General features: G+C 52.0%; 7 protein-coding genes. 5 read left to right on the forward strand and 2 right to left on the reverse strand.

All coding sequences use genetic code 11. The features are described 5' to 3' along the window. Positions 1 to 51 precede the first annotated feature (51 nt). Positions 52 to 5,271 (reverse strand): DEAD/DEAH box helicase, encoded by a 5,220-nt coding sequence (locus QPL95_RS17890; RefSeq protein WP_303292290.1) that lies wholly within the window; start codon positions 5,269 to 5,271, stop codon positions 52 to 54. Positions 5,272 to 5,541: 270 nt separating this feature from the next. Here QPL95_RS17890 and QPL95_RS17895 point away from each other — a divergent pair, with 270 nt between their 5' ends. Genes QPL95_RS17895 through QPL95_RS17910 form a run of 4 tightly spaced genes read left to right on the forward strand, consistent with a single transcriptional unit; the run spans position 5,542 to position 13,416 of the window. Beyond that, positions 5,542 to 6,771: a DUF6361 family protein gene (locus QPL95_RS17895; RefSeq protein WP_303292291.1), complete on the forward strand. Its 1,230-nt coding sequence runs from the start codon at positions 5,542 to 5,544 to the stop codon at positions 6,769 to 6,771. Then, positions 6,765 to 8,561, forward strand: a complete 1,797-nt coding sequence (locus QPL95_RS17900; RefSeq protein WP_303292292.1) for a hypothetical protein — start codon at positions 6,765 to 6,767, stop codon at positions 8,559 to 8,561. The genes QPL95_RS17895 and QPL95_RS17900 overlap by 7 nt, the downstream gene beginning before the upstream one ends. 15 nt (positions 8,562 to 8,576) lie before the next feature. Next, positions 8,577 to 11,981: a DEAD/DEAH box helicase gene (locus tag QPL95_RS17905; RefSeq protein WP_303292293.1), complete on the forward strand. Its 3,405-nt coding sequence runs from the start codon at positions 8,577 to 8,579 to the stop codon at positions 11,979 to 11,981. 52 nt (positions 11,982 to 12,033) lie between these two features. Continuing rightward, positions 12,034 to 13,416: an ADP-ribosylglycohydrolase family protein gene (locus tag QPL95_RS17910; RefSeq protein WP_303292294.1), complete on the forward strand. Its 1,383-nt coding sequence runs from the start codon at positions 12,034 to 12,036 to the stop codon at positions 13,414 to 13,416. A gap of 145 nt (positions 13,417 to 13,561) precedes the next feature. Here QPL95_RS17910 and QPL95_RS17915 read toward each other — a convergent pair whose 3' ends face one another. Then, on the reverse strand, positions 13,562 to 14,332 hold the full coding sequence (locus QPL95_RS17915) for a hypothetical protein (RefSeq protein ID WP_303292295.1): 771 nt from the start codon (positions 14,330 to 14,332) through the stop codon (positions 13,562 to 13,564). A gap of 393 nt (positions 14,333 to 14,725) precedes the next feature. Here QPL95_RS17915 and QPL95_RS17920 point away from each other — a divergent pair, with 393 nt between their 5' ends. Then, positions 14,726 to 15,289, forward strand: a complete 564-nt coding sequence (locus tag QPL95_RS17920; RefSeq protein ID WP_303292296.1) for a hypothetical protein — start codon at positions 14,726 to 14,728, stop codon at positions 15,287 to 15,289. The last annotated feature ends 124 nt before the right edge of the window (positions 15,290 to 15,413 follow it).

Here is a 15,413-nt window from a genome sequence, read left to right on the forward strand (position 1 = left end):
ATTCACGTCCCCTGGCTCGAACGATAGAACCAGGATTGAAATTTAGATTACTCATGCTTGGGCGGCTCCAAAGATATCCGGGTATTTGGCAATAATGGCTGGCCAGCTCGTTTGCTCCTTACTGAATCGAATTACGGTCAGGCCGTTATCTTCCAGCTCGGCGGTGAGTGTCGCGTCGATTTTTTGCTGACCAGGATTTTCATGATGAGGACCATCAATGTAGACGACGGCATTGTGGTCCCTGTAAACAAAATCCGGCCGGGTATTGAAGGTTTCGATTAGCTTCTGGGCTTCATCCGGTAAATGGTGCCGTTGTTTTTTCAAATGAGCTAGAAATGCTGTTTCCAGGGTGGAGCCGCTCAATTTCAGGAGCTCTTCATAGTGGTCCTCGTAGCTACGGCCGTCGGTTGAGGTAACAATGGTGGAATCGATTAGCGATTCCAAAAGCATTACCAACTCCGGGTTCTGACGGTCGATCTCTATGTGATCCATCTGGTTGTAGTAGCTGAGAAGGCAGCGGTAACAGCCGGCCTCACAGTCGTTATTGATGTTCTGGTACTGGCCGCTTTCGTTCTGTTCATAATGGCAAATGGACAAGGCGCGCCTGGCGACACGGGACAACGCCGTGCTGTCGCTCAGCAATCGGGTAAGAACCCCTGCACCGCCTTCGGCAGACTCATAGAAAAGCACAGCGCGCCTGTCTGCCCGATTTGGTAGTGGCTCTGCCATCAGTTCAGATTCTTCAATCTGAAACTCTTCTTCTATTCCGCGTTTGAGGGCGTACTGCAGGCTGGTAAGCAGACCGGTATCCATGAAGCCATCAGGGTGAACCATCAGGATGTTACGCCTGTCTTCGACGTAGGGTGTTATTCGTTCGATGTAACGCTCTTCTTTTGAGGCTTCATCGTTTTCGTCTTGTGGCGCTTGTTCGTCTTTACTCCACATGCCGGTGGTGGTGTCGATGTTGAAACCGTATATGGATTCTTCTTTCCGTCGTCTCCAACCCAGGTTGATTCGCCATATCGTAGCGGCAGGGGCATATTGGATGGCCAGCAGTTTATCGCCATGACTGTTTTGAACTTCGCCGTTTACAACGCGTGCTTTTCCTTCGCGAGTAGCGAATTGCATGGTGGTTTGCATTTCATAGCCTTGGCGCTGGCGTTCTTCTTCATCAGAGGTAATTCTCAGAACCCGCTGAGTACTAACGTTTTCGATCCGGTAGAGGTTGTCGATGCGCTTACCACCTTCGATGGGGGTGCCGCAGGCAACGCACAGTTCATTATGCAGCTGTTGCTTGAAATGGCCATAGCCGCATGCCGGGCATAGCCTGGCCTCCTCTTTAACCAGACCAGGGCTATCCATATCCTGTCCATCCCGGACGCCGAGCATCACTTTCTTTACCCGGTATTGCGATCCCTCATGGTAAATCAGGCTGAGAGGGCCGAATTCCGATATGGCCAGAAAGCGCGGGCGCGCAAGGAAGCTGTCTCTGCCGACGCTACCACGGCGGCCCTGTATATAAGCCAGTAACGGGAGACGAGGGAAGTTATAACCAGGCAGGAACCCCTGGCTGGCCAGGTAGCGATAGGTTGAGAAATCCGAGTTCTGGCCAGACTCAGCGTTTAACAGGAGACTGATTTGTGTGCGAGCCTCGTTATAACGACGTTCAGCAGCTTTTCGGTCCCGCTCACCAGCGGCCGGATTGGAGATAACGGCGTGAGCCTTATTCAGCTGTTCTTGGGTAGATGCATAGAGTTCTCGCCAACGATTCAGCGCATTGTTAAAGCTGTAGAAGGAACCTTTGATCTGGTTGTTAAGCCACTCCGAGGAAGCAGTTTGAATGTTGGCCTCACTGCTTAGCCAAACCCCTTGTGCAGCGATGAGTTCAGTTTCCAGCATCTTCATGAGGTTGAGGCCACGTTGCGCTGCCGAGACCCGAACTTCATCTGTATCCATCTGCTGGCGGAACTCATCCAGCAACGGCATGGTTTCCGGCTGCGACATGTTCAGCATGTCATTGACCGTTTTGGGTAGGGCTTTTTTCGTTTCGTTGAGCCACACGGCGTGGAGGTGGCTGGCCACCAGTTCTTCATTTGCCAGGTCCAGTGTTGGTGCACTGACATGGCCGTGAACCATACGAACCGGGTCGGTGAAGAAATATTGGTCGTGTGGACTAAGCGCTGCGCAATAGGTGAGGACCAGCGCGGGTTGTCCAGATCGCCCAGCTCGCCCCGAACGTTGAGCATAGTTTGCAGGCGTGGGGGGGACGTTACGCATGTAAACTGTGTTCAGGGTTGCGATGTCTACGCCGAGCTCCATGGTCGGGGAGCAGAATAGGGTGCGTAGCTCAGCCGACCGGAAAGCTTTCTCTCGCTCTTCTCGCTGTTCCGGGTTCACCTGGGCAGTATGTTCCCGTGCTTCGAGGTCGAACAGTGTTCGGTTACCGGTTTTCAAAAGCTCACAGAGTGTGGTGTACAGGCTACGAAAATAGGCGTTGTCAGCACGGTAAGGGTCTGTCGGGTCGAGCTTGATGTCTTTATCGTGGGCGCGCCATTGCAGAAACTCACCCAGTAGCTGGTAACCAGTTTGATCCTTGTCGTATTCTTCCTTTTCGACCAGCCCATAGGATTCCAGCACTTTCATCAGGCTTTCTATGAGGTCCGGATAAGATTTGTCGTTGATTTTGGGCAACAGGACCAGGTCGTCGCCCCAGACAGCCGACTTTTTGAGTAGCTGTGCAAGTGCTGATCGGCTGGAGCCACTGACAAAGTTGGGATTGGTCTTCAGGTTTTTAGGTTTTCCGCCCAGCAGCAGGTACCCGCTGGATTGGAGCATCTCCTCCTCGCTGAAGCCCCAAGGCTCTTTCAAGTAGGTGAAGCTTTGAGAGCGAATCTGCTCCTGTTGAATGCTGTCGAGGAATCTACTTTTTACGCATAACCCGCGGCGCATAGTGTCGAGAACAGCACGCAGAGCTGCTTTTCGGTTCTCTGGTTTGATCTTTGCCAGCTCGGTGCATGGCAACCCTTCCCACTCTTCTTGGTCCTCTGCTAACTCATCTAGGCCTTCGTAGTCGATATCTAATAGGCCGAGCTGTTCAAGATTCGGGTTGTTAAATCGCCATCCACGACGCAAATCGAAGTAGAGTCTGTACGAAAGCGCGTTGCGCATGGCCTCTTCGGCTTTCTTTCGGCCAGGGCCTTTGGCTAGAGGGTTTTCCAGATAATCAGAGCCATCCTTGTCGAAGCCGAGGGCATTGAAAACGGCTTGCGAGAGGTTGCTGTCAGTGAGATAGCCTTCCGGGGCTTGCTGCGTGGCGGCGAGCAGGCTAGCCCGGAGTAACAGGATTTGTACGAAATCGTTGTAGTGGCCCGCCTGAAGCGATGCGTCTTGCCGATTATCAGTGAATCCGAGTAGCTTTTTCGCTTCTTCAGAAAGCTGGGTATCCCGTTCGAGCATGTATCTCAGTGAGGATATGGCCAAAACGGTAGTGGCTGAGGAACGCCCCTCACCGTTGAGCGAAGTTAGGCGATTCGAGTCTTTGCCCTGCGCCTGGTGAGTGACGCCACAGTTAAGGCAAAAGCGGAAGCTGCCCGGAATGAACCATCCGGGTGTTCCTTCATGGTCCAATCTGCCGCTGGGCAAAACATACAGTTCCCTTGGGCAGAATTTCTTGTAGTTTCCCTTAAGCTTGAGCTCGCCCTTTTTTTCTTCAAACCAATTTTCGGGATATCGTTCTGGATCTCCGTCATCCCAGCTGCGCTGGGGATCAAACATAAAGAAGCCCCAGTTTTGGTTGTCATCTTCGTTGTCTTTTTCGTTAATCTGGCGAGGTGCAAGGTAGGGTTGACCCTCCTCATCGTTGTGCCATACCGGGTGGTATTCTTGGCCACATTGACGACAAAAATGTAGCGAATAGAAGCGCTTTTCACGCTCATTCGGTTTGTAAATTTGTCCGCTTAAATCGAATTCCCGCTTGCCCTCTGGGGCCAAGGTGGAAAAAACATTGTTTGCACCGGAAATGAACTGGTGAAGCCTAAAGGCGAAAAGAGGCTTACCTTGATGATCAGTGACTTTGTAGGCCAGCAACAGGAAATCTCTTAAATAGCTCTCGCAAAGATCCGCGGGTTGGCCTGAATCTTTTGATAGCTGTTGCGCAGCCCATTTGAGGTTTTGTGGTTTGGCGCGCACCCATTTCCCTTCTTCTTTTTGCAGACCTAGTGTTAGCTCTACCCAACCGGAAATCGGATGTTCTCGCAGTGCTTTAAAGTCGGGGCTTTTAGGAACTGGAGCCTTAAGTGCTTCTGACAGGAGTTGCTGTGATGGCTTCTGATCAAAGGGCGTGATGTGCTGCAGCGTTTCCGTAATAATGTTTTCTGGCTTTACGTCCGCACCGAATAACTTGCTTGCTACTCGGGCAACGGTCTCGTTGCGGGCCGCGAGAGTTCCTTCACTTGCCATGGTTGCAGAAGTACCAATGCACAAGACATCAGCGTTGAGCGCCTCACGGACCCGACGCACCAGCATGGCGACATCCGCCCCCTGTCGTCCGCGGTATGTATGCAGTTCGTCCAAAACCAGAAAATTAAGCCCTTTTGCCGCCTGCATGACAGTCCGATCGAGATCATCCTGCCGGGTCATGAGAAGCTCCAACATCATAAAGTTGGTCAGGATGATGTCTGGCGGGTTCTGCGCCATTGCGCGGCGCTCTTCATCCTTTTCTTGGCCGGTGTAACGCCCATAAGTAACGGGTTTTTCTTTGCCAAGGTGTTGGAAGTATTTATCCAATTCTTCAAGTTGAGAGTTCACCAGGGCGTTCATCGGGTAAATGATGATTGCCTTTATGGAGCCAGAGTCTCCGGGCTGCTTCTGTTTCAGAACGGCATCTACAATGGGAAGGATATAGGAGAGCGATTTACCGGAGCCCGTGCCAGTAGTCAGTACATAGCTCTGTTTTTTCTGAGCAATGGTAACGGCTTCTGCCTGATGTTTGTGAAGTGGGGCGCTGAAACCGGGGTTGCCTTTCCCATCACGCCCAAAGCGAAAAATATCCTCGCATTGGGGATGAAGTATGCCCTCGTTGCATAGCTGATCGACGGTATTGCCTTTAACAAACGAGGGGTTCAGCTGGATCAGTGGAGCAGGCCAGTACTGGCCGTCATCGTAGCTCGACTGAACGAACTGCTTAATGTCTGGAGCCTTAATCTTGGTGAAGCTTGTCGTGAAGGCTTTGTAGTCAGAAATGACGGCGTCGCGGTACTCGAAAACATCCATCGAGGCAGAATCCCTTGTCTGTCGTTTTTATTGCCATTGCACTGTGCTAGAGCATACCTGATTTGGAAAGCAAGGTAACAATTTCTGAGATAAGTACAGGTGCCGTGCATGTGTTTGTAAACAATACTAATTCTAGGGCTCGACCGCATTCAGCGATAGACTAAAAGTGTATCTGGGGATTGCGACAGCCTTTGTCGTTGGTCTGTGCTTGAATGACCGGTGCGCCTTTTCGTTGCTAACCTATCTGATTGGATAGCCTTTGGAGTTGCTATGAGCAGTATTGGCTGGGTGGACTTCTCATCCACTGACAGGGAAAAAGTGTCGCAGGTCCTGGCAATGTTGCAGGAGCCGGGAACCTTGGACGAGTTGGGAATAGGGCAGATCCGCGATGCTTTTGCCGACCTCTTGTTTCCGGGGTTTTCAACTATCCAGACGCGCGCCAAATATTTCATCACAGTGCCCCGAATTATCCGCGACTACATGGAGCTGGATGCCAGGATACAACGCCGGACATCACTCAGGGATTACCTGGAGTCGCAGGAGAACGAGGTCGCCAGGCTTTTGGTAGAGAGGCATGGTTCAGCTGAGAGCGGTATTATCGGTTCGGAAATGGTCGGGAGCGAACAGGGAGTGGCCCGAAAGCCGTCATCGGTCTATTGGAACGGCCTTCGCCAGTTCGGGATTGTGAATACCGCAAAATCCCTTGCAGAGTTCTCCCGGGAGGTTGGGCAAGCCCAATCGGTTCCTCGTGCCACCGAGCATGAGGAAGATGACTCTGATGCCCTTTCGCATCGTTCTGTCGTGCACCTGGATGTTTTTGAGTCAGGCTGGATGAATGATGTTTCGATTCACCTTTCCGAGTCCGAAGCCCGATTTCTCATTGATAAGCTGACTCATACCACCGCCATCCGGAACAGCGTCGTATCCCAGTTTCTGATTCACGGTTTAGCCGAAGAGTTGGTAGGAAATAGTGGGGAGGCTCTGACATTTACTGAACTTGTTGCATGGGTTAAAGGGAGGCCGGATGTCTCTGCACCTTGCCGGCACGCCCTTGAGCTGGCGGAAGAGTTCAGTGATGCGATTAACGGAGCGCATATCCGGTTCAATATTTTGATTGCTCGAAACTCCGGGAACGCGGCGTTGGAGGCTGAACGCGAGGAACTCTTTTCGGAATGGCTTGAGCAAGCCAGGGAGCGGAATCTGTTTTCGGCTTCCAGTGTGGATGACTGGTTGCAGGCTGCCACCGCTGGCGGAGCCCGAATCAATTTGAATGCACGTGAGTTTCTGCGTCAATGGCATGAGGCTATTTTTCAGAATCAGACTAGTAGCAGCCTGGATAGACTGGTGGAAAACCGAGCTCAGAAAAACAAAGGCCGTCGGTCAGTTTTGCTGAAGAACCTGGGTGATGCGCCGCATTGGCAGGGGATGGACTCCTTGAGCTACCGCTGGCCGACAGCCAGGACCATTCTGAGGGATGTGGTACAGGGTGCTGAATGCTGAATCCGAAATCCGAACGAGTGGATTATGGCTGGGAGTTACGACCACCGGAGGGGTACGAGCTCGATTCAGCCATCGCCGCAACCTACACGCTTGACTTGGATGCACTTCTGTCTGTGCCGGTCGCTTTATGTTTCCATGACACCCTGGAAGGAGAAATCCAGGGTGAGCGCCTGGCACTGTTGGAAGCCCTTGGGCAGCTTAATGGCCGCCTGAAGGTTTTTTATCAGGCGGGAAAAATAAAGCTACCTGCTTCTTATAATCGCCTGTTTGCCTTGCTAGAGCCCTGGCTTCAGCCGGTAATGCCAGGGAATGTGGCTTATTCCTCTTTCCATCCAAAGTTTTGGCTGCTCCGGTACACCGCCCCCAAACGTCCGATTCGCTATCGCTTGATCGTGCTTTCCCGAAACCTCACATTTGATCGAAGTTGGGACCTGGCCTTGTCTTTGGACGGGGAGGTTTCTCGCGAATCAATTGACAGTGCCCACCAGGGGTGGGATGAGCTGGTGAGGGATCTGCTGCTGCAGGATCCTTCCTTTGAGCCTGGCAAGCTTATCAGAAAGGAGCTTGGCCGGATCAACTGGCACCCACCTGAAAACTTTAGAGATCCCAGAATTCTTGCTGGTGGACCCGGGTATGGGCGGCCACTGGATATGCTCAGCCCGAATGACTCGATATTGGTCGTTTCCCCATTTCTGAAGGATTCTGTCGGTGGCGTAGGGGCTTTAGATGAGTTGGCTCAAAGAGCTCCGGAGGGTAATCGCTGGTTATTCAGTCGAGGTGAAGAGCTTGATGAGATAGGACCGGAGAAGCTTGAAGATTGGTCCTGTTTTTCTATTAACACCGATGTTGTTGATGGTGAAGAACGTCTGGAGATGGGGACTGACAGGCAGAATCTCCATGCAAAACTGATCGTTTTGGAGAGAGGGCAAACATGCCACTGGCATCTTGGGTCTGCCAATGCGACAGCTGCAGCCCTGGGTCGCGCAGGCACAGATCCACGCAATACCGAATTGATGGTCCGGCTGACGGGGAAGAGCACTTCGATTGGACCGGCCGCTTTGCTAGAACAGTGGATTGATGAAGACAATCCCGGAATTGGACTGTTTGTGAAGCACCAGTTCGAAGAGCGGCCAGAGAGTGACGGCGAAAGTGAGAGCGATCTGTTTCGCGTTCTCTCGTTTGATCTGATCAAAGCGAATTGGACATTATCTGCCAGGGAAGCAGAGAGCGATCCCACGCTTTTTGAGTTAGCGCTTTCGATCGACGAAATGCCGAAACTGCCAGAGGGGCTATCGGTGGAAGTGGGCCTTCTGCCGGTGAGAGGATCCCATCGGCCTCTGGGCAATCCCATCTGTTGGACCAATTTGAATATAAACCAGCTAAGCGCGTTCCTGGCGGTCAAAATCACCTCGCAGGCAAGCGCTGAAACCGAGCATTTGGTTATTCAGACTGACTTGAATTTACCAGCAGGCACGGACCGCGAGCGGCGTATTATCGAGCAGTTGGTGGATACGGAAGATAAATTTCTGAATTACATTCGTCTTCTCCTACAACGACATCCGGATAAAAATGAGTGGTTTGGCTTTGATAGCGACAATGGTCAGGCCGGTGCCTTGGCCACCTTGTTCGTTGACTCCCCGATTTTTGAACAGTTGATGCATGCCGCTGCTCGGGACACCGAGGTGCTTGAGAGAATTCAAAAAATGATCGATAGGCTTGAGGGGACTTCTGTGCCACTCCCAGCAAGGTTTGCTCAGTTGTGGCGGCACTTTTCACCCCAAAAGCGCTAAGGATAGTGTTGGTTTATGCATGAGGTTTTCGAGCAAATCGACAAAACACTGGCCGGTCTGAAGGATTTTCAGCGGGCCTCAGTGGAGCGGGTAATTGAAAATTTCTTTTCAAAGGGACACAGCGAGCGGATTCTTGTTGCTGATGAAGTTGGTTTGGGCAAAACCATTGTCGCTAAGGGCGTCATCGCACAAATGCTTCGCCGGCAGATCAATGAAGGCGTGGAATCCGCCGAGATCGAGCACCCTCGACCACCTTTTCGCGTCACCTACATTTGTTCCAACCTGGCCTTAGCAAACGAGAACCGTAAGAAGCTGGCGGTGTTCAGTGACGATCTTGCCAAGAAATATGTTCGTGAGCCCTCGTTCGGTCGTTTGGTGGAGTTGGCAGCCAGAGAGAAGCACGGTGCCAATGGCCAATTGCTTGAAGTGTGTTCACTGACGCCCTCCACGTCGTTTTCGCTCACGAATAGCGATGGCAACGTATGGGAACGGCATATCCTTTTCCAGTGTTTGATGAGGCACAACCTACTGAAGCCTTATCAACCGGTACTGGACCGGCTCATGCGCAGCGAAGTCAAACAGAGCACTTGGGATACCCGAGAACGATGGTTTCAGGGTTGGTATGAGCTGAATGACGATCTTGTCGACGAATTCTTAAGTGATCTTGAATCTGAGGTATCGCTTGCAGAGGACCTTGCGGATTGGCTTGAGGTTTCCGGTTGCTCGTACATCGATGCGCTGGAGGCAATTGGTCTTCGATTATGTGGATGCTTGCCGGACGACTCCGAAAAAACCTGGAATGAGCTTCTGGATAGCGTTGCCGGAGCAGCATCGGATGTCAGTTCAGCTTCCTTTTATCGACTGCGTTCGGAACTGCGGACCAGGCTGGCGAAAACCTGTGCTCGACACATTCGCGCAGATCTATTCATCCTGGATGAGTTTCAGCGTTTTGATACGCTTCTGGATATGTCGAGGGATTCTGAAAATGCCCTAATCGCACAGGAGGTGTTCAAGCGTGATAGCCCTGGAAAAATCCTGCTGTTATCGGCCACGCCTTTCAAGGCGCTGAGCCGCATAGAAGACGATGAAGTCGAAGCGTCTCACCAGGAAGAACTCCGCCATCTCCTGACGTTTCTGATGAATTCGGATCAGCAACGGCTGTCCGAGTATGAGGCCGCCAGGAAGGATCTTTTAGCGACGATACTGCGTCTGCGGGATGATTCGTTTTCAGTTGAGGATCTCTCGGATGCTGAGAAGCTAAGAGTAGAACGAGCCCTTTCGGATTTTATTGCCCGTACCGAGCGGGGGCAGATTGGTGACAACGTTGACTCGGTATTTAAATCAGAGCGCCTCGATTGCGCGAAGTACTTCAGTCAAAGCGATATTAAATCATTTGCAGCAATGACCGGGCTGGCGGACACCGTCGATGAGGTGTCCCAGGCACGACACGGTCATCAACTCATGGAGTTCTACAAGTCCGCTCCGTGGGCCCTGTCTTTTCTTGGTGGCTATTCGTTCAGAGATAGACTGGAGCGTAATTTAAGGAACTCCAAGGTCCGGTCCGCTCTCGGAAAGTCGGCATCGAGTTGGTTGCCTCGGGAGCGTATTGCCAATTTTCGACTAAACCTCTCAGAAGAGGCACCGAACGCAAAAGTTCGTGGGCTGGTAAAACGGATCTTGGATGACAGGGTCGAGGAATTGCTGTGGATTCCCCCCAGCGCTCCTCATTACCCTTTGCAGGGCGCATTTGCAGCCAACCAGAACTTCACCAAAACTCTGCTGTTCTCGGCTTGGGCAATGGTCCCAAGGGCTTTGAGTGGATTGTTGTCCTACGAAATCGAGAGACGTCTTCAAAAAAGAAAAGGCAGCCGCTCTAAATATTTTGTCGAGGATAAGAAGCGGAGTGTTCCGCTCATTCGCCTGGAGGGTAAGAACGCGCTAACAGGGTGGTCACTGATTTATCCCTCGCGGGTGTTGGCGGCAGAGACATTAGTCCGTGGTGATACGACGCTGGAAGAGGTTCTGGCCCAGATGAGAGCGCGATTTGGGGATAGGCTGAAGAGCCTCCGCCAATATGAGTCTGAGGGTCCTGAGGATCATAATTGGTATGCGTATGCCGGTATGTTGCTGGATCATGTCAGTGGTTTTAGCGGTGAATTGAAACACTGGCAGGAGTGGTTGGAGACAGAGCGGGAAAGTTCAAAGGATGTAGGGCGGCGGAAACATCTGGATGAGATTGCGGACAGCCTGGAGCAGCTTCTGGGTGGGCAGAAGATGCTGGGTAAAATGCCCAACGACCTGGCCGATTATCTTGCTTTGCTTTCGGTCTCAGGGCCTGGAGTATGCGCGATTCGCATGTTCTCAGGACTTTGGGATATAGGGCCATCGGAGCAATTAAGGGCGGCCGTTGGCGTTGCTTTCGGTGTGCTCACTCTCTTCAACAAGCCCGAGTCTATTGCCGTCCTCGAAAAGCAATCAGGAACACGACTAAAGAACGCCTCCCAGCTCAGCAGTATCTGGAAGTCTCGCAAAATCCTGCACTACTGTGCCCGAGGTGGCTTTCAGGCCATGATCGATGAATACGGGCACCTGTTGAAGGGCAGCGGTCTGTCCGCTGGCGAGGCAGCAGAACGGTTTGCAGGCGTCATGGGCTTTCAGACTTCATCCGTGACTTTTCAGTACTTGGGCCACGCCGATGGCCAGCGTCATTTAACCCCTCTGAACGCCTCGTTGCGATGCCATTTTGCTGTTCCGTTGGGCATACAGAGCGCTACTGATGACAAGCAGCAGGTTCGCGTTGAGCACATCCGAGACGGTTTTAATTCGCCATTCAAGCCGTTCATGCTGAATTCTACATCGATCGGCCAGGAAGGCCTGGATTTTCACTGGTATTGCAACCGAGTGGTTCATTGGAATCTACCATCGAATCCGATCGATATTGAGCAAAGGGAAGGGCGCGTAAACCGCTATAAGTCTCTAGTGGTGCGCCGCCGGGCGACTGAGTATGCGAATTCTCACGGATTGGACCTGGATCAGCCGGGTGACAGCGGAGATTATTGGGAAAACCTGTTTTCAGAAATTGACCGCGTCTCTAAGCACCGGACGAGTGATTTGACGCCGTATTGGCACATTCCGTCGGGGACTACGCAAATTGAACGACTGGTTCCGATGATGCCCATGAGCCGTGAAGAGGCTCGTTTAGACGAGGCACTTAAGATTTTATCGCTGTACCGCCTGGCATTTGGTCAGCCCAGGCAGGAAGAGCTCTTGGATAATCTTGTTAGGAGGGAGTTTTCTGCGGATGACTGGACGAGAATTCGGAATGCTTTAGTGATTAATCTGGCGCCTCTGAAGCATCGGATGATGAAAGGAAATGGGGCGAGCGTCTCCGAAAAGGGTATTGAAAATGCGCTGGGTTAGGCTGGATTACTGAATGAGTCGTTTCACTTTAGAGCCAGGAAACTGGTACGCAATGGAAATTATCAGTCCGGAGTTTGGTGCTGATATTCGCCGCTACTCGCCCATCCGAATTGATAAGGTGGCGTTAGCGGGAAATGGCTCCCGACGTTTCGATTTGTCGTTTTTCCATGCGGCTTATCCAGAGGGCGTCCAAGATAAGGTGTATTCCATTCAGACAATTCAGCGCAGTGACCATTTTTTGATTGGGCAGGTTGTTGGTACCCAGCGGTTGGTGTTTTTTCTGGCGCTTTCGGATACTTGGCTCAACCAGCATTTTGATGATCATTCTTTGAACTACCTGCGAGGCCTCCAAAAAACGTCTGGGCCAGATCCGCAAGATCGTTATATCGCTTGCCTTTTGGGCGGAGCCATCGGTGATGCGCTTGGCGCTTCGGTGGAGTTTATGTCTCGGGACGAAATCATAGATCGATTCGGCCCGTCGGGCATCAGGGACTACGCCGAAGCCTACGGTGGCAAAGGGAAAATTACTGACGACACACAGATGACCCTATTCACCGCAGAAGGTTTGTTGCGGGGGCAGATGCGGGGTGTTAGTAAGGGTGTAACGGACTTTGGTCACACGGTTGCTAATGCCTATTTGCGCTGGCTGGCTACTCAAGGCTATGACAGCGGCGCAGTAAAAACTGATAGAGATGGTTGGCTGTTCCAGCAGCGGAGGCTGCACAACCAGCGCGCCCCGGGTATGACCTGCCTGAGTGCCTTGAGAGATTATTCTGGCCTCCCGGGCATTGCAGGTAACGACAGTAAAGGTTGTGGAGGGGTAATGCGCGTTGCCCCTGTGGGACTGTTCTGGTGGTCCTTCAAGCGGAATGTTGACGTCCAGAGAGTGTTCAAAGAAGGGTGTCTGTGTGCCGGGCTTACCCATGGCCATCCAAGTGGCTATCTAAGCGGTGGTGCGCTGTCGGTTATGATTTTCGAATTATTGAATGGACAGACGTTGCGAGAGGCTCTCGATACCGCGAAGGCGATTCTGGCGGCACATTTAGGGCATGAGGAAACGTTGACTGCCTTGGACAAAGCGATTGAGCTCAGCCAGTCTGATATTCCTCACGACATCGCAATTCGGGAGCTCGGCGAGGGCTGGGTTGCTGAAGAAGCGCTCGCCATCTCTGTCTATTGCGCGTTAGTTTCGGAAACTTTTGAACAAGGTATTGTGCTGGCGGTAAATCACGATGGTGATTCGGATTCAACGGGCACGATTACCGGCAGCATTCTTGGGGTGATGCTCGGAACTGGCGCAATTCCACAGCGATGGCTGGAGCCTCTAGAGCTCCGTGAGGTTATTGAAGCCGTGGCATCGGATCTGTGGACTTGTCAGAAGTGGCAGACCTTCATGGATGATGACCGACTTTGGGATCGTTACCCAGGGCACTGAGGGAGTGTTGCACGCCCCCGAGCGGAGGTCACTCGTGGCGTGCTGCCAGTGTTTTTATTCGGCACCGCTGGCTGACCATTGCTTGCTCATGTCGAAAGCACCAAGAATTCTGCTTTCTGTGAGCTAACCAAATGATCGTTACGATTCAGAATTGGACTTCGTCCGTTTGCGTTCCCTTTCTATTAGAACTACTGACGCCCGCTAAGTAACCCTTCCGATAGCCACGAGGACGCTTCCATTCATTCAGTCTGATTTTCTTCAAGGCCACATTCCTTTTGTGAGAAATGCTCTGGAAGCCTTCGCTGCGGCTGAATTGACCTTCGAAGACGCTCCAGGTTACCTCCCTAGCCAGGGATTCCAATTTCTCTTGTGTAGCGTCTACAGCGCCGGTCTGAACCAAATTGCTAAGACGATCGACCATGTCGTAGAAGAACTGGATTGGATCAGATTCTGTCGCTGTGCCATCCCGCTCGATTTTCTCCAAAAACTCAGACAAGCTCCAAATTTCTCCCGCCTCGTGGTGAATAAAGGGTTGTCGGACCGGCATTTTGTGAATTTCTTCCAGCAAAGCATCCGGAATCGCTGGTCGAGTCGTGGAAGAGATTCTCATTTTAGTACCCTGTCCTGTTGGTAGGGACCGACCATGACGGGTGATCAAGCCGGCGTTTACCAACTGGGAATTCGCACGATTTATCGTTGACGGAGTTGAATTCAAGGCAGAAGCCAATGCGTTGATCGACAAGCTGGTTTGGTAGTCATTGTTCCGCCAGAGAAAGTGGTAGTAAATGTACAGCTGGAGGGCAGTGGTGGAGATCTCCGACCTAATCTTGTTCAGGTAGAGGATGATCACTAGTGGAATGTTGACGTAAAGTCCGGTTTCGACGCTGAAATCCATAATACGTTGGTCTGAGTTCATTTGTTTTCCCCAAGAGATTGAATGTATTCGGGGCTAAGATTACTCACGATGCAGAAGTCAGTGTTCTGTGTAATTTCGGGATTTCAGTGATTAGAGGAGTTGACAGGCCAAGTACTTGCTTCGATGTTGGGCGCCCTATTAGTTCTTCCTGGCGGGGAATGGTTGATCATGAGTACTTCTCAAATGGAGAGTTTTTATTCCTATATTACCTTCGCACTGAGCTTTTCCGACGTTCGGACAGGGTTATAGCAAGCTTGCGACGGGCCAGAGGGGCACCTATCGAAGTTGGCGCTGCGTTCCCGCTGGACTGCAGCAACGAGGTGTACACCGCCGAACAGCAGAACGGCACTCGAAGCCCAGGCTCAAGTGCGGCGAGGCTTGAAAGGAAAAGCGATGGCATTTGTATGGGAGTCCCTGAAGCGGGCCTTCAGCAAACCTCACAGAGAACAACAGCGAATGGACCGGGAGGTTCAGGCGTTCCTTGAGACCCTGCCGCCCTGCCACCAGTTCCTGCTTGTGGCATCTCCAGAACTCGGTGAAGGCGAGTATTCATGTGGCGTTGTTTTGCCTGCCCATGAGCTATTGGCGTGGTATCGCAAAGAGGCAGAACAGACCACCATTTATTCTTGGGATGCCAAGGTGAGACGCCGGGCCATGCCACTATGGCTTGAGCAAGCCCGAATCAAAGATGGGAAGGTAACAGACCTACCACGGAGTGTCTTCTGCGATGTTCGAGGCTCCATCGCTGATTGGGTCGAGGCAGGCCAAGCCCACGTATGGTGTTATCACTGTGAAAGCTGGGTTGATGAAGTCGCAATGTCTAAGACCGATGAGAGCCACTTGGGCAGGCTCAGCTCTTCCTGGACAGACGTTTGGTTCTGCCCCCAGGGTCACAAGATGCATGAAGAGAGACAGGAAATCCGTTGGATTTACGGTAAAAGGCGGAGCGTTTCTTGAGGAGAGCCTGTAAACCAAATTGTGTAACTGCCCACGACTGAGTAATCTTTTCAAAAGGATACCATCGTGGGTACACAAGTGGACCAAGAAAAACTCAAAGCTATGGCTGCCGAGCTGGCCAAGG

Origin of the sequence: Marinobacter sp. SS5-14b, from assembly GCF_030541005.1 — a bacterium.
Classification (GTDB): Bacteria; Pseudomonadota; Gammaproteobacteria; order Pseudomonadales; family Oleiphilaceae; genus Marinobacter.